A 17,746-nucleotide genomic window follows, 5' to 3' on the forward strand; every position below is an offset into this window, starting at 1 on the left:
CGGGGCCTCGTCCGTTCCCTAGACTGGAGCGCATCCCGCCCAACGTCAGGAGCAGCCCGTGCCCACGGCCTCGCGCATGTACACCGTCGTCCTCGACTGGCTCGAGGAACGCCTGCGCTCCGGGGAGATCTCGGTGGGCGACAAGCTGCCCGGGGAGCGCCAGCTCGCCGAGGAGTTCGGCATCTCCCGCGCCTCGGTGCGGGAGGCGATCCGCATCCTCGACGCCATGGGCCTCGTCCGGTCCTCGACCGGCTCGGGCCCGGCCGCCGGCGCGGTCGTCATCTCGGAGCCCTCGGCCGCCCTCGGCTGAGCCCTCCGCCTGCACGTGGCCACCCGGTCGCTGCCGGTGCGGGACCTGGTGCAGACCCGGCTGCTGCTCGAGACGCAGTCGGCGCTGGAGGCGGCCACCGCCCCGGAGACCCCCGAGCGGGCGGCGGCGCTCGAGCACGCGGCCGAGCTCGTGGCGGCCATGGACGACCCGCAGCTGCCGGACGAGCAGTTCCACGCCCACGACGCCGCGTACCACGTCCTGCTCTCCTCGCTGGCGGGCAACGTGGTGGTGGAGACCGTCATGTCCTCGCTGCGCCAGGCCACGATCGGCTACGTCCAGGAGACGGTGGCGGGACTCGAGGACTGGCCGCAGGTGCGCCGCACGCTCCAGCGGCAGCACCACGAGATCCTGCGGGCCTTCCAGGAGCGACGGGGTCAGGACGCCGCGGCCGCCCTGCGGGAGCACATCACCTGGTTCTTCGGCCACAGCCGCGCCCGCGAGGGCGGACGGGACTGACCGCCTCCCCGGCCGGGGACACGAGAACGGCCCCACCGGAACCGGTGGGGCCGTTGCGCTCGTCAGCGATGTTGCACGGTAGGGGGCCATCGGCCGTTGGGGGTGCAAGGTGATCCAAGCCTTGCACGGCCGCATCCCGGTCCAGGGGGGACTATCCCGGGGCGGCCCCCTACCGTGAGCAGGTCGGTGGACCATCCGGTCGGGTGCAGGGCCTCATGGGGGGACGGGCCGTGCACCGTGGGGACGTCTCTCGCTCGTCCACCGACTTCTTTTCTCTGCTCGCACTGACGATTCTGCCGGATCTGCACATGCAGATGAATACACTTTCGTCTACATTGCGGCTGGACTTCCGGCCGGGACAGGGCCCCGAGGACCGGGCGGCGGCTCAGAGGTCGCGCAGCTGGGGATCCACGAGACCGCTCTGGTACGCCTTGATGAGCGCCTGCACGCGGTCGCGCACGCCGAACTTCTCGCACACCCGGCCGAGGTAGGCCTTCACGCTGCCCTCGGAGACGTGCATCTGCTCGGCGATCTCCCGGTTGCTGAGCCCCTGGGCCAGCAGCGTCACGGTCTCCATCTCCCGGTCCGTCAGCAGCGAGCGCAGGGCGTCGTCCGCCGAGCGCGTCTGCTGCTGGTCCGGCACGGAGATGACGTTGTCCGCCAGGGCCCGGGCTATGGCCGGCGAGAGCGCGATCTCGTTGTCGAGGACCTGGTTCACCGCCGTGATGATCTCGTCCGGCCGGGCGTCCTTGACCAGGTAGCCGGCGGCGCCGGCGCGCAGGGCCGGCACCACGAACTCCAGGGTGGAGAACGTGGTGAGAGCCAGCACCTTGGAGCGGGGGCTGCGGGAGGTGATCTCCCGGGTGGCCTCGATGCCGTCCATCACGGGCATCTTCATGTCCATGAGCACCACGTCGGGATCGGATACCAGGCAGCGGTCGACGGCCTCACGCCCGTTGGACGCCGTCCCGATGACGTCGAACCCCGGCTCGGCGGAGAAGAAGGACTTCAGGGCCTCCAGCATCAGCGGCTGGTCGTCCACGACGAGAACTCTGGTATCAGTCACCCGCACAGTCTATTTTTTCCTGTCCCCCAAAGTGCAATGCGTCATCTTCGACTTAAGTCACAAACACTCTGGACAAAGGTAGATGGACCCCGCCTGTTAACGTTGGCAAAGTTGTAGTTACCAGAGCAGCACACCCCCCTCGCAGCTGGGACATCTCTCCCCCCATCCCGGCCGCATCCCCCCGATCCGGTGCTGCTCTCGTGATCCAAGGAGCCCCCCGTGAAGAAGAAGATCACCAGCGCCCTCGCCGCTACTCTCGTCGCCACCACTCTGGTCGTCGCCCCCGTCGCCCCCGCCAACGCCGCGCCGGGTTACGTCGTATGCGGCTGGTTCCCCGTCTTCTGCCGATGAAACCGCACATAACTGTATGTTCGAGATGTGACTGATCTGATTTCCCCCGTGGTCCAGGCACCACGGACAGCGTGGAAGAAGACCTTCTTCCAAGCCGAGCCCGTACCTCGGTGGCTGTCCGTGGTGCTTGTTCTTTATGGGTTGATGGTGATGCTCGACCAGCTACGACATCTGGTGACGCATCTGACCGGAGACCCGACCACGGACTTCATGCGAACCGTGGACGGCGTCCTGTCGTCAGCAGTCATCGCTCTCGTTGCCCTGCGGTCGACATGGGCTTCGGCATTTTCGATCCCGTGTCTCGTGACCTCCATCCTCGCGGACTACTACGGATCAGCGATCTTTGCCGTGTGCGTCGTGACGATCGCGGTCGTCGCAACGGCAACACAGTCCTTCATTGCCACGCACCTCGGGATCTATCTCCTGTGGGCAGTCACCATTTCGGCGATCTACGGAAGCTTCGACTTCTCACTCTTCTGGTCGACGGTCAACGCTCTTGTCGCCTCCGCTCTTATCGGGGGAGCCATACGCTATTTCCGCGCACAACGACGGCATGCCGAACAGCGTGTGCGGGACCTCGAGATCCTCAACGAGCGGCTCCGGGAGGACGAGCGGCAGGCCCTGGCCCGGGACCTGCACGACGTGGTCGCCCACGAGCTCACGCTCATCACCATGCAGACCATGAGCCGGCGACGCTCCGAGGACGTCGGGGAGCTGCACCAGGTCCTGGAGACCGTGGAGGGCGCGGCACGCTCGGCCCTGCACGAGCTGCGGGTGCTGCTGCGGCTGCTGCGGGACGAGAACGACGGCGACCACCCGCGCGACGTGACGGGCGCGGGCCTGGCCATCGGCAGCCTGGACCAGGTGGTCACCTCCCTCGCGGCGAGCCTGCGGGACCTGCGCTTCGACCCCCAGGTGGAGCTCACCGGGGACCTGGAGGCCACGCCCACGACCGTGCGCGGCACGGCGGCCCGCATCCTGCAGGAGGCCGTCACCAACATCATCAAGTACGCCCCGCGGGGGTCCCGCTGCCTGATCTCCGTGGCGACCGACGACCACGAGCTGAAGCTGCGCGTCACGAACCCGCTCCCCCGCTCGTCCCCGCACGCGGCAGGCCGGTCCTCCGAGCTGTCCTCGGGGCTCGGCCTGCGCGGGATCACCGAGCGCGTCTCGCTGCTGGGCGGCCACGCCGAGAGCGGGCCCGAGGGCGGGCAGTGGGTGCTCGACGTCTGCCTGCCCGTGGACGGCAGGGAGGCCCTGTGACGGACGGCGTCCCCGTGACGGACGGCGCCCCTCTGACGGTGTCCCCTTGAGGGAGGCGCTGTGACCGGGCCCCCGCCCGCGCAGCACCGGCTGGCACGGCGGGTGGCCGACGTCGTCGTCGCCATTCCCCCGGGCCGGGTGCTGTCCTACAAGGACGTGGCGGAGTTGGCCGAGTGCCGCTCCCCGCGCGTGGTCGGCACGCTCATGGCCCGCAACCCCACCGGAGCCCGGCTGCCGTGGTGGCGGGTGGTGACCGCGCAGGGCACCCTGGCCGACCACCTCCAGGCCGAGGCCCGGGAGCGGTACCGGGAGGAGGGCACGCCCCTGCTCGAGGACGAGCGGCACCTGGTGCGCGTGGACATGGCCCGCGCACTGTGGACCCCGGAGGCCCCGAGCGACCGAGCCCCGAGCGACTGAGCCCCGGGCGCCCGAGCCGGCTCAGTACTCCGGCGGCCCGGCCACCTCGAAGAAGCCGCCCTGCGGGTCGAAGGATCGGCCGGTGAGCCGCTCGAACGCCTCGACGTAGCGGGCCCGGGTCTTCTCCACGACGTCGTCCGGCAGCTGCGGCACCGGGCCCGTCCCCGTCCACCCGGACTCGTCCGAGCGCAGCCAGTCCCGCACGTACTGCTTGTCGAAGGACGGCTGGGCCTTCCCCGGCGCGTAGGTCTCCGCGTCCCAGAAGCGGGAGGAGTCGGGGGTGAGCACCTCGTCGCCCAGGGTGATGGCGCCGCGGTAGGAGTCCAGCCCGAACTCGACCTTGGTGTCCGCCACGATGATCCCGCGCTCGCGGGCGATCTCCTCGGCGGCGCCGTAGATCGTCAGCGTGAGCTCGCGCAGCCGGTCGGCCACGGCGCGGCCCACCACGTCGGCCATCTCCTGGAACGTGATGGGCAGGTCGTGCTCGCCCACCTCCGCCTTGCCGGTCGGGGTGAAGATCGGCTCGGCCAGCCGGGAGCCGTCCACGAGCCCCTCGGGCAGCCGGATCCCGCAGACCTCCCCGGTCTCCCGGTAGTCCTTGAGCCCCGAGCCCGTCAGGTAGCCGCGGGCGATGCACTCGACCGGGAACATCGAGAGGTTCTTGCAGACCACGGCGCGGCCCCGGACGGACTCGGGCACGTCGGTGGTGAGCACGTGGTTGGGCACTTCGGCGAGCTGCTCGAACCACCACAGGGACAGCTGCGTGAGGATCTTGCCCTTGTCCGGGATCAGCGTGGGGACGACCTCGTCGAACGCGCTGATCCGGTCCGTGGCCACCACCAGGACGGAGCCCGCCCGGTACTCGGCGTTGTCGTGGATCGCCACCCCCGTGGCCCGCAGCTGCGACTCCTCGGGGACGTAGAGCTCCCGGACCTTGCCCGAGTAGATGTGGGTCCACCCGGGGATCTGCGGTGGGGTGGTGACGGTGCTCTGCTCGCTCATGCCTGCTCCTGCCGGGGACGGGGGTCGGAGACGCTGGGGACCGTGATCAGGCCCCGGGCGGCCTTCAGGGCGATGTCGGTGCGGTGCTGGGAGCCTTCCAGCTCGACCAGCTCCACCCCGCGGTAGGCGCGCTCGCGGGCGGCCTCCAGGTCCGCGCCGAGGGCGACGACGGCGAGCACGCGCCCGCCGGCGGAGACGGTCCGCCCGGCGTGCTGGCCCTCGCCGGCCACCGCGGTGCCGGCGTGGACCACGTGCACGCCCTCGAGCGCCTCGGCCTGCTCCAGCCCGCCGATCGGATCGCCCCGGCGGGGGGTGTCCGGGTAGTCCTGCGCGGCGACGACGACGGCGACGGCCGACTCCGGGCGCCAGCGCAGCCGCTCGGCCTCGTCGAGCCGGCCGGCCGCGGCGTCGAGCAGCAGCCGGCCGAGCGGGGTGGCGAGCCGGGCCAGCACGGCCTGCGTCTCCGGGTCGCCGAAGCGGGCGTTGAACTCGATCACGCGCAGTCCGCGGCTGGTCATGGCCAGCCCGCAGTACAGCACGCCCACGAAGGGCGTGCCCCGGCGGCGCATCTCGTCGACCGTGGGGCGGGCCACCCGCTCCACGACCTCGTCCACGAAGCCCTCCGGCAGCCACGGCAGCGGCGTGTAGGCGCCCATCCCGCCGGTGTTGGGGCCCTCGTCGTCGTCACGGATCCGCTTGAAGTCCTGGGCCGGGCTCAGCGGGATCACCCGGGAGCCGTCGGTGAGCACGAACAGGGACACCTCGGGGCCGTCGAGGAACTCCTCGACCACCACGGACCCGCCCGCCGCGAAGCAGGCGGCGGCGTGCTCGAGGGCTGCCGCGCGGTCGGAGGTGACGACCACGCCCTTGCCGGCGGCGAGCCCGTCGTCCTTGACGACGTAGGGGGCGCCGAAGGTGTCGAGGGCGTCGGCGGCCTCCTCCTCGGTGGTGGCCACCCGGGCCATCGCGGTGGGCACACCGGCCGCGGCCATGACCTCCTTGGCGAAGGCCTTCGAGCCCTCGAGCCGTGCCGCGGCCTGCGAGGGGCCGAAGACGGGGAAGCCCGCCGCGCGCAGGGCGTCGGCCACGCCAGCGACCAGGGGCGCTTCGGGGCCGATCACGACTAGGTCGGCGGCGAGCTCGCGGGCGAGGGCCGTGGCCGCCGCAGGGTCGTCGGCGTCCACGGCGTGGACCGGGACGAGCTGCGCGATGCCTGCGTTGCCCGGCGCGCAGTGCACCTGCGCGACCTCGGGATCTGCCAGCAGTGCGCGGATGATTGCGTGTTCGCGGCCTCCGGGGCCCAGTACCAGAACCTTCACGCCCTCAGGCTAGTGGTCGGCGGCGGCTTCTGACACATCGTCGCCGCCGGCGCAAGCCGACCCTCCAGTATAGGTAAGTGACCTGATGTTTGTCTCACAGTTTCCGCACGGTGGCGACTTCCTCGGACATCCCCCTGGTGAGCCGGATCGCAGTCCTACCGTGGAGGCATGAGCACGCAGAGACGACTCACCGCAGCATCCGCCGCCGCGGCCCTCGGCCTCTTCCTGGCCGGCTGCGACAACACCGAGACGGAGGAGACCCCGGAGGCCCCCGCGGAGACCACCACCGCGCCGATGGAGGAGGCGACGACCGCGCCCACCACCGGGCAGACCGGCATGGGCGACGACGCCACCACCGACACGGGCGCCGAGGGCACCTCGCCCGAGGGCAATGCGGGCGGTGACGCCGGCGGCGCGGGCACCGGGGCGGACACCGACGCCGAGGCCGGCACCGACAACTGACCCCGGCGCGCCGGGGCCGTCCCGGAGCGGCCCGGGCGCGCCCGTCCCGGCTGACATACTGGGCGGATGCAGACCTTCACCTCGGACCGTGCCGTGGACCTCGCGGTGATCGAGCGCAGCGGCTTCGTCGAGTCCCGCCACCGCGGCTCCGCCGCGGTCCTGGACCCGGACGGGAACGTGGCCGTGGCGCTGGGCGACATCGGCACCCCGATCTTCCCCCGCTCCACGCTCAAGCCGTTCCAGACGATCGCCTCGATGAAGGCCGGGGTCCCGCTGCGCGGCGCCCAGGTGGCCATCGCCTCGGCCTCCCACATCGGCTCCTTCGAGCAGCTGGGCGCCGTCAGCTCCATCCTCGAGGCCTCCGGGCTGACCGAGGAGGCGCTGCAGTGCCCGCCGGACTGGCCCGAGGACGAGGAGGTCCGTGCGGAGCTCCTGCGGGCGGGGCGGGGGAAGACCCGGATCTGCATGAACTGCTCCGGCAAGCACGCCGCGTTCCTGTGGGCGTGCACCGAGAACGACTGGCCCACGGACAGCTACCTGGACCCGGAGCACCCGCTGCAGCGGACCGTGCTCGAGACCGTCGAGGAGTTCTCCGGCGAGCGCGTCGCCCACGTCGGCGTGGACGGCTGCGGGGCGCCCCTGGCGGCGATCTCGCTCACCGGCCTCGCCCGCGCCTACTCGACCCTCGGCCGCGCCGCGGGCAACCTCGACGCCGACGCCCGGGCCGCCACGGTGGCCCAGTGCATGCTCGACTACCCCGAGTTCGTGCACGGGCCCGGCAGGTACAACACCGTGGTCATGGAGGAGCTCGACGTCGTGGCCAAGCTGGGGGCCGAGGGCGTGCTCGCGATCGGCACCCGGGCCGGCTGGTCGGTGGCGCTCAAGGTGCTCGACGGCAGCTCCCGCGCCAACGCGCTCATCGGGCTGAGCCTGCTGGCCCACGCCGGGGCCGTGCCCGTCCCGGCTGCCGCCGCGGTGATCGGCCGGGTGGTGCGCCCGATCATGGGCGCCGCCCGCCCGGTGGGCCGGATCCGGGCGGCGGACCCGCTCCTGGAGCTTCTGGGCCCGGACCTGGCCCGGGCGCTCGGGCAGGAGTAGCGCCGTGGCCCGCCGGCGCATCGACCCCGCGGACGGGGTCCTCGCCCTGGACGCCTGGCGTGCGGACCCGGCCGCCGCCGCCCGGCCCACCGTGGCCACGGCCGTGCGCTACAGCCTCGAGGAGCTGGCGGAGCGGCGTCCCGGCAACAGCGTGGAGGTGCGGGTCCCGCCCTTCGGCGTGACCCAGTGCGTGGCCGGGCCCCGGCACACCCGCGGCACCCCGCCCAACGTCGTCGAGACCGACGCCGGCACCTGGCTGGGCCTGGTCACCGGTGCCCTGTCCTGGCCCGAGGCCGTGGCCGCGGGTGCGGTTGTGGCCTCGGGCACACGGACCGATCTGGCGGACGCCCTCCCCCTCTTTCCCCGGTAGCCTTGAGGGCATGACCTCCGCACCATCCCCCTCCTCGCGCCCGCCCGCGCGGAAGTGGCCGCGCCGGCGCCGCCGGCCCACGGCCGTGCCGCTCGCCGCGGCCGGCAGCCAGCAGATGACGCTGCGCCGCGCGCCCAACATCTGGGCGTTCGTGGTGCTCGGCGGTGTCGTCGGCGTCGTCGTGGGCGTGCTGGTCGGCCTGGCCGGCGGGGAGAGCGCCCAGTTCACCCAGGGAGCCGTGGTCATGTTCATGGTCTCGGTCTTCGCCGTCGTCGGCCTGGCCGCCGGGGCGGTCGTGGCCCTCATGCTGGACCGCCTGTCGGTGGCCCGCGCGCGGGCGGTGACGACCGAGGTCGTGGGCGAGGACGACCCCGCGGCCCCGCAGGACGCGGCCCCGGAAGCCGCGGACCCGGAGGCCGAGGATCCGCGGCCCACCGACCCCCGAGCGTGAGAGAAGCTGATCGACGTGGTTCACCCTGACGGACAACTCAGCCACGACCTGCTCCCCGGAGAGAAGGGCCCCCAGGACGCGTGCGGCGTGTTCGGCGTGTGGGCCCCCGGGGAGGAGGTCGCGAAGCTGGCCTACTACGGCCTCTACGCGCTGCAGCACCGCGGCCAGGAGTCGGCCGGCATCGCCGCCAGCGACGGGGAGCGCATCGCCGTCTACAAGGACATGGGCCTGGTCTCCCAGGTCTTCGACGAGACGACCCTCAACACCCTCACCGGGCACCTGGCCGTGGGCCACTGCCGGTACTCCACCACGGGCGGCTCCCACTGGGCCAACGCGCAGCCCACCCTGGGTGCCACCCCGCACGGGACCGTGGCACTGGCGCACAACGGCAACCTCACCAACTCGGCCGAGCTCTACGACAACCTCATCGACAAGTCCGGCTTCCCCTCGCGCGGCGAGATGGCGCAGGGCAACACCACGGACACCGCCCTGGTCACCGCGCTGCTGGCCGAGCACCCGCACGGCTCCCTCGAGGACGCCGCCATGCAGCTGCTCCCCCAGCTCGTGGGCTCCTTCTGCCTGGCGTTCATGGACGAGCACACCCTCTACGCGGCCCGCGACCCGCAGGGCATCCGCCCGCTGGTCCTCGGCCGGCTGGACCGGGGCTGGGTGGTCGCCTCGGAGACCGCGGCCCTGGACATCGTGGGTGCCTCCCTGGTCCGGGAGATCGAGCCCGGCGAGTTCGTGGCCATCGACGAGCACGGCCTGCGCTCGCAGCGCTTCGCCGAGACCCGCCGTGCGGCGTGCGTCTTCGAGTACGTGTACCTGGCCCGCCCGGACACCACCATCAACGGCCGCTCCGTGTACGAGTCCCGCGTGGAGATGGGCCGCCGGCTGGCCCGGGAGCACCGGGTCGAGGCCGATCTGGTCATGCCGACCCCCGAGTCCGGGACCCCCGCCGCCATCGGCTACGCCGAGGAGTCCGGGATCCCCTTCGGCAACGGCCTGGTCAAGAACGCCTACGTGGGCCGGACCTTCATCCAGCCCTCGGACACCATCCGCCAGCTGGGGATCCGGCTCAAGCTCAACCCGCTGAAGTCGGTGGTGGCGGGCAAGCGCCTGGTCGTCATCGACGACTCGATCGTGCGCGGCAACACCCAGCGCGCGCTCATCCGGATGCTGCGCGAGGCCGGGGCCGCGGAGATCCACGTGCGGATCTCCTCCCCGCCCATCAAGTGGCCGTGCTTCTACGGCATCGACTTCGCCTCGCGCGCGGAGCTGATCGCCAACGGCCTGGGGGTCGAGGAGATCCGGGCGTCCCTGGGCGCGGACTCCCTCGGCTACATCTCCGAGGACGGCATGGTCTCGGCCACCCGGCAGGAGCGTGCCGAGCTGTGCACGGCCTGCTTCTCCGGGACGTACCCCACCCGCCTGCCGGACGCGGACAAGCTGGGCAAGAACGTCTTCGAGGCCCGCACGCCGGTGGACTCCTCGCCCCGGCGGGAGCCGGGCGGGCCGTCCGTGGCCCAGCGGCCCGAGCACGCCTCCGCCGTCTCCATCGACACCCGGCCCTCCTCCGACGACGGCCTGTCCCGCCGGGCGGCCGGGCGCACCCGCATCTCCGACCAGGACCCGGGCGTGCAGGAGGGCTCCACGGGCTGCGACCCGGGGCCGGACTCCGACCTCGAGGACCTGCTGCTGCCCGAGGACCGGGTGCCGGCCGGGCCCGGGACCCCCTCTGCCGCCCAGCCCGCCACCCAGCCCGAGACCGCGAAGGACGCCTGACCATGGCCCAGCACCCCTCCTCCACGAACCGCACCGTCACCTACGCCAGCGCGGGCGTGGACGTCGAGGCCGGCGACCGCGCCGTCGAGCTCATGAAGAGCGCGGTCAAGGCCACGCACACCCCGAACGTGATCGGCGGGGTCGGAGGATTCGCGGGCCTGTTCGACGTCTCCGAGCTGACGGGCTACCGCAAGCCCTACCTCGCGACCTCCACCGACGGCGTCGGCACGAAGGTCGCGATCGCCCAGACCCTCGACGTGCACGATACGATCGGCTTCGACCTGGTGGGCATGGTCGTCGACGACATCGTGGTGGTGGGCGCCAAGCCCCTGTTCATGACCGACTACATCGCCACGGGACGGGTGGTGCCCGAGCGGATCGCCGACATCGTGCGCGGCATCGCCGCCGCCTGCGAGCAGGCGGGCACCGCGCTGGTGGGCGGGGAGACCGCCGAGCACCCGGGACTGCTGCGCCCGGACGAGTACGACGTGGCGGGGGCGGCCACCGGCGTGGTCGAGGCCGACGAGCTGCTGGGCCCGGACCGGGTGCGCGCCGGGGACGTGGTCATCGGCATGGCCTCCTCCGGGCTGCACTCCAACGGCTACTCCCTGGTGCGCAAGGTCATCAACGTGGCCGGCTGGTCCCTGGACCGGCAGGTCAGCGAGCTCGGCCGGACCCTGGGCGAGGAGCTGCTCGAGCCCACCCGCGTGTACGCCGCCGACGTCCTGGACCTCGCGGCCGCCTTCCCCGTCAACGGCCCGGACCGCACCACCGGCCACGGCGTGCGCGGCTTCAGCCACGTCACCGGCGGCGGGCTCGCCGCGAACCTCGCCCGGGTGCTGCCCGCCGGCCTCGAGGCGACCGTGGACCGCTCCACCTGGGAGCTGCCCGCGGTCTTCCAGCTGATCAGCCAGCTCGGCAACGTCCCGCTGCCCGACCTCGAGCGGACCCTCAACCTGGGCGTGGGGATGGTCGCGATCGTCGACCCGGCCGTGGCCGAGGACGCCGTCGCCCACCTCGCCGCCCGCGGGCTGAGCGCGTGGGTCATGGGCACCGTGGCCGAGATCGACCCCGCCGCCGAGCACGACGGCCCCGACTGGGTGCAGGGCGCCAAGGGCGTGGACGGCGGCGCGGTGCGCATGGTCAGCGCCTACGCCGGCTGAGCGGGCTCCGCAGCACGCAGCAGGACCGCCCGAGCGGAAGCCCGGGCGGTCCTGCTGCTCGACGAGAAGTTCCGGGAGCTCCTCCCGGGGTGGTCCGGGGTGGTCCGGGAACGCAAAGAAGGTGCTCGTCCTGGACGGGCACCTGTTGCGTGATTCTGTTGAGACGAGCGGAGCTTCCGGCGTTTACCGGCGGTAGTCCTCGTCGTAGTCGTCGGCGTACTTGTCGACGTAGGCCGAGTAGTCGTCCTCGTCCTCCTCGACGGTCTCCTCGACCGGCTCCCGCAGCGGCGGCATCTGCTCGCTGCCGCGCAGCTCCCGCTGGAGTGCCGTGAGGTCGGTCTGCGGGCTGAAGTACTTCATCTCCCGCGCCTGCCGTGTCGCCTTCGCCTTTTGACGGCCGCGCCCCATGGCGTGACCCCCTCTGTCTCTTGGTCCGGACGGCGGCACTCAGGCACAGAGTACGGCCCCGGAAATGTCGTATGAATGGTTCGTGAGACCAGGGTACATGGTTTGCCGGTCCCTTGCGCCCGCTCCGCCGCGTGCACGGTGGACTGTCGGGAACCTCACGGGAGAGGGCCGGGCCCCGGGTCCGGAACCGCGCGGGGCGGGCCGGGACCGGGTCTCCCCCGGTCCCGGCCCGTGGCCCGGAACGGCCGCCCCTCGGGCTCAGCCCGCGGCGTGGGCCTCCTCGCGGACCGCGCTGACGGTCAGCCCGTCCGCCACGACGTCCGCGTTGACGTCCACCCGCACGGTGTCGCCGTCCACGACCGTCCCGGACAGGATCGCCTTGGCGAGCTTGTCCCCGATCTCGCGCTGCACCAGCCGGCGCAGCGGCCGGGCGCCGTAGGCGGGGTCGTAGCCGGTGATGCCCAGCCACTCGGTCGCCGCCGGGGTGACCTCCAGGCTCAGGCGCCGCTGGCCCAGCCGGTCGGCCAGCTGGGCGACCTGGATGTCCACGATCTTCGACAGGTCGGCCGTGGACAGCGGGTCGAACAGGATGACGTCGTCGAGCCGGTTGAGGAACTCGGGCTTGAACGAGGCGTTGACCACGTTCATCACCGCCTCCCGCTTGGCGTCCTGGTCGATCGTCTGGTCCACCAGGAACTGGCTGCCCAGGTTCGAGGTGAGGATCAGGATGACGTTGCGGAAGTCCACGGTCCGGCCCTGGCCGTCGGTGAGCCGCCCGTCGTCGAGCACCTGCAGGAGGATGTCGAAGACGTCCGGGTGGGCCTTCTCGATCTCGTCGAGCAGGACCACCGAGTACGGCCGGCGTCGCACCGACTCGGTCAGCTGGCCGCCCTCCTCGTAGCCGACGTAGCCCGGAGGGGCACCGACCAGCCGGGAGACGGTGTGCTTCTCGCCGTACTCGGACATGTCGATCCGCACCAGGGCGCGCTCGTCGTCGAACTGGAACTCCGCCAGCGACTTCGCCAGCTCGGTCTTGCCCACACCGGTGGGGCCCAGGAACAGGAAGGAGCCGATCGGCCGGTTCGGGTCGGAGATGCCCGCGCGCGAGCGGCGCACGGCGTCCGCGACCGCCTGCACCGCCCGGTGCTGGCCGATGAGCCGCTTGCCGAGCAGCTCCTCCATGTGCATGAGCTTCTCGGTCTCGCCCTGCAGCATGCGCCCGGCGGGGATGCCGGTCCAGGCCGAGATCACCTCGGCCACGTCGTCGGCCGTGACCTCCTCGGAGACCATGGTGTCGTGCGGGGCGGAGCTGTCCTCCTGCTCCTGGGCGACGTCGAGCTCCTTCTGCAGCGCGGGGATCTCCCCGTAGAGCAGCCGGGACGCCTCGGCGAGGTCGCCCTGGCGCTGGGCCATCTCCGCCTGCGAGCGCAGGTTGTCGATCCGCTCCTTGAGGTCGCCGACGCGGTTGAGCCCGGCCTTCTCGGCCTCCCAGCGGGCGTTGAGGGCGTCCAGCTCGGCCCGCTTGTCGGCCAGCTCCTGGCGCAGCGCGGCCAGCCGCTCGACCGACGCCGGGTCGGTCTCCCGCTCCAGGGCGAGCTCCTCCATGGTCAGCCGGTCGACGGCGCGGCGCAGCTGGTCGATCTCCTCCGGGGCGGAGTCGATCTCCATGCGCAGCCGGGACGCGGCCTCGTCGACGAGGTCGATGGCCTTGTCCGGCAGCTGGCGGCCCGGGATGTACCGGTTGGACAGCGCCGCGGCCGCGACGAGGGCGGAGTCCGCGATCTGGACCTTGTGGTGGGCCTCGTAGCGCTCCTTGAGCCCGCGCAGGATGGCCACGGTGTCCTCCACGGAGGGCTCCCCGACGTAGACCTGCTGGAACCGGCGCTCCAGGGCGGCGTCCTTCTCGATGTTCTCCCGGTACTCGTCCAGGGTGGTCGCCCCGATCAGGCGCAGCTCGCCGCGGGCGAGCATGGGCTTGAGCATGTTGCCCGCGTCCATCGAGCCCTCGGCGGCGCCCGCGCCGACGACGGTGTGCAGCTCGTCGATGAAGGTGACGACCCGCCCCTCGGACTGCTTGATCTCCTCCAGGACGGCCTTGAGCCGCTCCTCGAACTCGCCGCGGTACTTGGCGCCGGCGACCATGGACCCGAGGTCCAGGGAGATCAGCGTCTTGTCCCGCAGGGACTCGGGGACGTCGCCGGCGACCATGCGCTGGGCGAGGCCCTCGACCACGGCGGTCTTGCCGACGCCGGGCTCGCCGATGAGCACGGGGTTGTTCTTCGTGCGGCGGGACAGGACCTGGACCACGCGGCGGATCTCGGAGTCGCGCCCGATCACGGGGTCGAGCTTGCCCTCGCGGGCCATCGCGGTCAGGTCGGTGCCGAACTTCTCGAGCGCCTGGAAGGTGCCCTCGGGGTCGGGGGTGGTCACCCGGCGGTCTCCTCTCACGGACGGGATGGTGGTCTTGAGCTGGTCGGGGCCGGCGCCGGCGGAGCGCAGGATCTCGCCGACTCTGCCCTCCTGCTGGGCGAGGCCGTACAGGAGGTGCTCCGTGGAGATGTACTCGTCGCCCAGGGACTTGGCGAACTGCTCCGCGGCCTGGATGACCTGCAGCGCCCCGCGGTTGAACTGGGCCTGGGCGGTCGAGGCGCCGGACGCCGAGGGCAGGGCCTTGATGGCGGCGCTGGCCTGCGCGGACACGGCGTCGACGTCGGCGCCGGTGGCCTTCAGGACGGCGACGGCCACGCCCTCGCGCTGGTCCATCAGGGCCTTGAGGACGTGGGCGGGTTCGACCTGCGGATTGCCCGCGGTCGAGGCGTTGGTGGAGGCGGCGGCGAGGGCCTCCTGCGACTTGGTGGTGAACTTGGTCTCCACAGCGGCTCCTTGTGAACGTTCGGGGCGAACCGACCCGGGCGCCTCTCGCCTCGGAGTGCGGTCGGGCAGTTCAGCTAACCTGAGTCTACGTCACTCAACTCTGGGCGGCCAGCACATATTCCCCGGGACGCCGACCCTCCGGCACCGCCTGCAGCCACGCCGTGCGGGGCGCCGGCCTGGCAGGCACTGCACCGCACCGGACGGGGGCGCTGGTGGTGGCACTCACCGACCGGAGCGACGCCTATCACACGCCCGGCGATTTGTCCAAGATCACACGCCGGAACCCTTGGGCGCCGCCGACTTTCTCCGTAGTGTCGATGCTTCATCCAGTCCGGCTCGACGACGCGCCTTCCTCCCTGTTCCTGTTCCATCCGGAAGGACCCGCCATGTCCGCACCTCGCACTGCGGTGCTCCAGGTGATCAACGCCCCTGGACCCACCGGCACCCGGTTCGCCATCCTCGCCCTCGCCCTCGGGGGCTTCGGCGTGGGCACCACCGAGTTCGCCTCGATGGGCTTGCTGCCCTTCATCGCCGAGGACTTCGGCGCCTCGATCCCCGCCCTGGCCCACTCCATCTCGCTCTACGCCCTGGGCGTGGTGGTCGGCGCACCGCTGATCACCACCCTGACCTCCCGGGTGGAGCGCAAGACCCTGCTCCTCGGGCTGATGGCGGCCTTCACGGTCGGCAACGCCCTGTCGGCAGCGGCCCCCACCCTCGACTGGCTCTACGTGGCCCGGTTCCTCTCCGGCCTGCCCCACGGCGCCTACTTCGGGGTGGCCGCGGTGGTGGCCTCCTCCCTCGTGCCGCGCGAACGGCGCGGCACCGCGGTGGCCCGCGTCGCCCTGGGCCTGACGGTGGCCAACATCGTGGGCGTCCCGCTGGCCGCCGCCCTGGGCGGGGCGCTGGGCTGGCGCTCCGGCTACGGCCTGGTGGTCCTGATCGGCCTGCTGACCGTCGCGGCCCTGGCCGTGTTCGTGCCCAAGACCCGGCAGGGCGGCGGCGTCTCCGTCGCTCGGGAGATCCGGGCCCTGGGCCGTCCCCAGGTCACCCTGACCCTCATCGCGGGGACCGTGGGGTTCGGCGGCATGTTCGCGGTCTACACCTTCATCTCCCCCACCCTCACCGAGCTCACCGGCCTCAGCATCTCGGCGGTGCCGTGGGTGCTGGCCGTGTTCGGCGTGGGCATGACCCTGGGCTCGCTCCTGGTGGGCCCGCTGGTGGACCGCTCGATCGAGAAGACCGTCCTGGGCGCCGGCGCCGTCTCCGCCGTGGCGCTCGTGTTCTTCGGGCTCTTCGCCCAGTGGGCCGTCGCGGCCGTGCTCGGTGTGCTGTGGATCGGCATCATGGGGTCCGTGTTCACCACGTCCCTGCAGATGCGCCTGCTGCGCGAGGCCAAGGACGCCCCCTCCCTCACCGCGGCCATGAACCACGCCGCCTTCAACCTGGCCAACGCGATGGGCGCCTTCCTCGGCGGGGCCGTGATCTCCGCCGGGTGGGGCTACCGCGCCCCGGCCTGGGTCGGTGTGGGCCTGGCGCTGGCCGGCCTGCTCATCCTGGCCTACGCCGTGCGGATGCAGCGCTCCGGTGACGCTCCGGCGAGGACCCCGGCGCGAGCCGTCTCCGCCTGGCCCGCCCGGACCTTCGGGACGCTCGTGGTGCTCCTGCCCGAGACCGCGCCGCCGGGCCCGGCCCCGGCGAGCAGCTCCCGCTCCACCTCCTGGAGCGAGCTCGTCCCGCAGTGACCCCGGGACGGTCCCGGGGGCGGCCGCCTCGCCCCCGGGACCGTCGCGCACCCCGCGGCGGCACGGGATGCCTCTCACCGGCGCGGCCCGCCCGGCCCGGGACCCGACACCCGGTGCTCCCCGCTCCGTGACCCGGACCCAGCGGTCCGTGCCACCGCGCCGCCGTGCCACCGTGCCACCGTGCCACCGTGCCACCGTGCCACCGTGCCACCGTGCCACGGCACGGTGGCACACTCGGTGCCATGCGTGAGCTCGTCGTCCTCGGCACCGCCTCCCAGGTGCCCACCCGCACCCGCAACCACAACGGCTATCTGCTGCGCTGGGACGGAGCGGGCCTGCTCTTCGACCCCGGGGAGGGGACCCAGCGGCAGATGATCCACGCGGGCGTCTCCGCCGCGCAGGTGACGAGGATCTGCCTGACCCACGTCCACGGTGACCACTGCTACGGACTGCCCGGGGTGCTCTCGCGCATGGTCCTGGACGGCGTGGAGCACCCGGTGGACCTGCACTACCCGGCCTCCGGCGAGGAGGTGGTCCGGGCCCTCGTCTCCCTCGCGACCCCCGGCCTCGACCTGCGGCTGCACCCGCACGGGGGCCCGGGGGCCGTGGCCACCGGCCTGGAGGTCCGCCCCCTGCACCACCGCGTGGAGACCTACGGGTACCGGCTCGCCGAACCGGACGGCCGCACGATGCTCCCGGAGCGGCTCGCGGCGGCCGGGATCGCCGGCCCGGACGTCGGCCGGCTGCAGCGCGAGGGCCGGCTGCACGGCGTGCGCCTCGAGGACGTGAGCGTCCCCCGCCCCGGCCGGCGCGTCGCCGTGGTCATGGACACGGCGCCGTGCCCGGGCGCGGAGGAGCTCGCCGAGCGCGCCGACCTGCTCCTGGCCGAGTCCACGTTCGCCGACGAGGACGCCGCTCTCGCCGCGCGGTACCGTCACCTCACCGCCGGCCAGGCCGGGTCGCTCGCGGCCTCCGGGGGCGCGGGGACGCTGGTCCTCACCCACTTCTCGTCGCGCTACCCCGACGTCGCCCCGCTCGCGGAGCAGGCACGCCGGCGCGCCGGGGCCGCCACCGTGCGGGCGGCCCAGGACCTCGAGCGGTTCCCGCTGCCGCCGCGCCGCCCCGGCCGGTCCGGAGCGGGACCCCAGGGACACCCGTGACGGATTGCTAGACTCGGGGGTCCCGCAC

General features: G+C 72.6%; 18 protein-coding genes. 13 read left to right on the top strand and 5 right to left on the bottom strand.

Annotated elements, in window-relative coordinates; all coding sequences use genetic code 11:
- Positions 1-58 precede the first annotated feature (58 nt).
- Together AYX06_RS20420 and AYX06_RS20425 are read left to right on the top strand one after the other, a co-directional pair.
- The gene (locus tag AYX06_RS20420) at positions 59-310 is read left to right on the top strand and encodes a FadR/GntR family transcriptional regulator (RefSeq protein WP_232319411.1); all 252 of its coding nucleotides are present in this window, start codon (positions 59-61) and stop codon (positions 308-310) included.
- A 15-nt stretch (positions 311-325) separates the two neighbouring features.
- Positions 326-787, top strand: coding sequence for a FadR/GntR family transcriptional regulator (locus AYX06_RS20425; RefSeq protein ID WP_232319412.1), 462 nt, complete (start codon positions 326-328; stop codon positions 785-787).
- Between the two features lie 385 nt (positions 788-1,172).
- Here AYX06_RS20425 and AYX06_RS06730 read toward each other — a convergent pair whose 3' ends face one another.
- A complete protein-coding gene (locus AYX06_RS06730; protein WP_084271738.1) occupies positions 1,173-1,853 on the bottom strand; it encodes a response regulator transcription factor in 681 nt (226 codons plus the stop codon).
- Between the two features lie 219 nt (positions 1,854-2,072).
- On the opposite strand from AYX06_RS06730, the gene AYX06_RS20720 reads away from it, so the two are divergent.
- The 3 genes from AYX06_RS20720 (at position 2,073) to AYX06_RS06740 (ending at position 3,884) form a co-directional block, all read left to right on the top strand.
- Positions 2,073-2,204 (top strand): hypothetical protein, encoded by a 132-nt coding sequence (locus AYX06_RS20720; protein ID WP_261775394.1) that lies wholly within the window; start codon positions 2,073-2,075, stop codon positions 2,202-2,204.
- A gap of 567 nt (positions 2,205-2,771) precedes the next feature.
- Positions 2,772-3,467: a sensor histidine kinase gene (locus AYX06_RS20180; protein ID WP_062735110.1), complete on the top strand. Its 696-nt coding sequence runs from the start codon at positions 2,772-2,774 to the stop codon at positions 3,465-3,467.
- Positions 3,468-3,527: 60 nt separating this feature from the next.
- On the top strand, positions 3,528-3,884 hold the full coding sequence (locus AYX06_RS06740) for an MGMT family protein (protein WP_062735111.1): 357 nt from the start codon (positions 3,528-3,530) through the stop codon (positions 3,882-3,884).
- Positions 3,885-3,905: 21 nt separating this feature from the next.
- Here AYX06_RS06740 and AYX06_RS06745 read toward each other — a convergent pair whose 3' ends face one another.
- Both AYX06_RS06745 and purD read right to left on the bottom strand, forming a co-directional pair.
- Entirely contained in the window at positions 3,906-4,886 is a 981-nt protein-coding gene (locus tag AYX06_RS06745; RefSeq protein ID WP_062735112.1) for a phosphoribosylaminoimidazolesuccinocarboxamide synthase, read from the bottom strand.
- Positions 4,883-6,205: a phosphoribosylamine--glycine ligase gene (gene purD / locus AYX06_RS06750; RefSeq protein WP_062735113.1), complete on the bottom strand. Its 1,323-nt coding sequence runs from the start codon at positions 6,203-6,205 to the stop codon at positions 4,883-4,885. The genes AYX06_RS06745 and purD overlap by 4 nt, the downstream gene beginning before the upstream one ends.
- A 168-nt stretch (positions 6,206-6,373) precedes the next feature.
- Here purD and AYX06_RS06755 point away from each other — a divergent pair, with 168 nt between their 5' ends.
- From AYX06_RS06755 to purM, 6 genes are all read left to right on the top strand, one after another.
- On the top strand, positions 6,374-6,667 hold the full coding sequence (locus AYX06_RS06755; RefSeq protein ID WP_062735114.1) for a hypothetical protein: 294 nt from the start codon (positions 6,374-6,376) through the stop codon (positions 6,665-6,667).
- A gap of 66 nt (positions 6,668-6,733) precedes the next feature.
- Positions 6,734-7,765, top strand: a complete 1,032-nt coding sequence (locus AYX06_RS06760; RefSeq protein WP_062735115.1) for an asparaginase — start codon at positions 6,734-6,736, stop codon at positions 7,763-7,765.
- 4 nt (positions 7,766-7,769) lie between these two features.
- Positions 7,770-8,135: a sterol carrier family protein gene (locus tag AYX06_RS06765; RefSeq protein ID WP_062735116.1), complete on the top strand. Its 366-nt coding sequence runs from the start codon at positions 7,770-7,772 to the stop codon at positions 8,133-8,135.
- 10 nt (positions 8,136-8,145) lie between these two features.
- On the top strand, positions 8,146-8,586 hold the full coding sequence (locus AYX06_RS06770) for a hypothetical protein (protein WP_147017471.1): 441 nt from the start codon (positions 8,146-8,148) through the stop codon (positions 8,584-8,586).
- A 15-nt stretch (positions 8,587-8,601) separates the two neighbouring features.
- Entirely contained in the window at positions 8,602-10,371 is a 1,770-nt protein-coding gene (gene purF, locus AYX06_RS06775) for an amidophosphoribosyltransferase (protein WP_062735118.1), read from the top strand.
- A gap of 2 nt (positions 10,372-10,373) precedes the next feature.
- The gene (gene purM, locus AYX06_RS06780; protein WP_062735119.1) at positions 10,374-11,534 is read left to right on the top strand and encodes a phosphoribosylformylglycinamidine cyclo-ligase; all 1,161 of its coding nucleotides are present in this window, start codon (positions 10,374-10,376) and stop codon (positions 11,532-11,534) included.
- A gap of 183 nt (positions 11,535-11,717) precedes the next feature.
- On the opposite strand, the gene AYX06_RS06785 is transcribed toward purM, so the two are convergent.
- Both AYX06_RS06785 and clpB read right to left on the bottom strand, forming a co-directional pair.
- Positions 11,718-11,942 (bottom strand): DUF3073 domain-containing protein, encoded by a 225-nt coding sequence (locus AYX06_RS06785; protein ID WP_062735120.1) that lies wholly within the window; start codon positions 11,940-11,942, stop codon positions 11,718-11,720.
- A 258-nt stretch (positions 11,943-12,200) separates the two neighbouring features.
- Positions 12,201-14,816: an ATP-dependent chaperone ClpB gene (gene clpB, locus AYX06_RS06790; RefSeq protein WP_062735121.1), complete on the bottom strand. Its 2,616-nt coding sequence runs from the start codon at positions 14,814-14,816 to the stop codon at positions 12,201-12,203.
- Between the two features lie 386 nt (positions 14,817-15,202).
- On the opposite strand from clpB, the gene AYX06_RS06795 reads away from it, so the two are divergent.
- Complete coding sequence (locus tag AYX06_RS06795; RefSeq protein WP_084271488.1) at positions 15,203-16,558, top strand: MFS transporter; 1,356 nt, start codon at positions 15,203-15,205, stop codon at positions 16,556-16,558.
- A 242-nt stretch (positions 16,559-16,800) separates the two neighbouring features.
- Positions 16,801-17,718, top strand: coding sequence for a ribonuclease Z (locus AYX06_RS06800; protein ID WP_062735123.1), 918 nt, complete (start codon positions 16,801-16,803; stop codon positions 17,716-17,718).
- The last annotated feature ends 28 nt before the right edge of the window (positions 17,719-17,746 follow it).

Origin of the sequence: Kocuria turfanensis (genome assembly GCF_001580365.1) — a bacterium.
GTDB classification, from domain to species: Bacteria; Actinomycetota; Actinomycetes; order Actinomycetales; family Micrococcaceae; genus Kocuria; species Kocuria turfanensis.

Coding starts and splice junctions, on each gene's coding strand:
- AYX06_RS06760 (WP_062735115.1), top strand. CDS start 6,734: ATGCAGACCTTCACCTCGGACCGTGCCGTGGACCTCGCGGTGATCGAG.
- AYX06_RS06755 (WP_062735114.1), top strand. CDS start 6,374: ATGAGCACGCAGAGACGACTCACCGCAGCATCCGCCGCCGCGGCCCTC.
- AYX06_RS06770 (WP_147017471.1), top strand. CDS start 8,146: ATGACCTCCGCACCATCCCCCTCCTCGCGCCCGCCCGCGCGGAAGTGG.
- purM (WP_062735119.1), top strand. CDS start 10,374: ATGGCCCAGCACCCCTCCTCCACGAACCGCACCGTCACCTACGCCAGC.
- AYX06_RS06800 (WP_062735123.1), top strand. CDS start 16,801: ATGCGTGAGCTCGTCGTCCTCGGCACCGCCTCCCAGGTGCCCACCCGC.
- AYX06_RS06795 (WP_084271488.1), top strand. CDS start 15,203: ATGTCCGCACCTCGCACTGCGGTGCTCCAGGTGATCAACGCCCCTGGA.
- AYX06_RS06745 (WP_062735112.1), bottom strand. CDS start 4,886: ATGAGCGAGCAGAGCACCGTCACCACCCCACCGCAGATCCCCGGGTGG.
- AYX06_RS06785 (WP_062735120.1), bottom strand. CDS start 11,942: ATGGGGCGCGGCCGTCAAAAGGCGAAGGCGACACGGCAGGCGCGGGAG.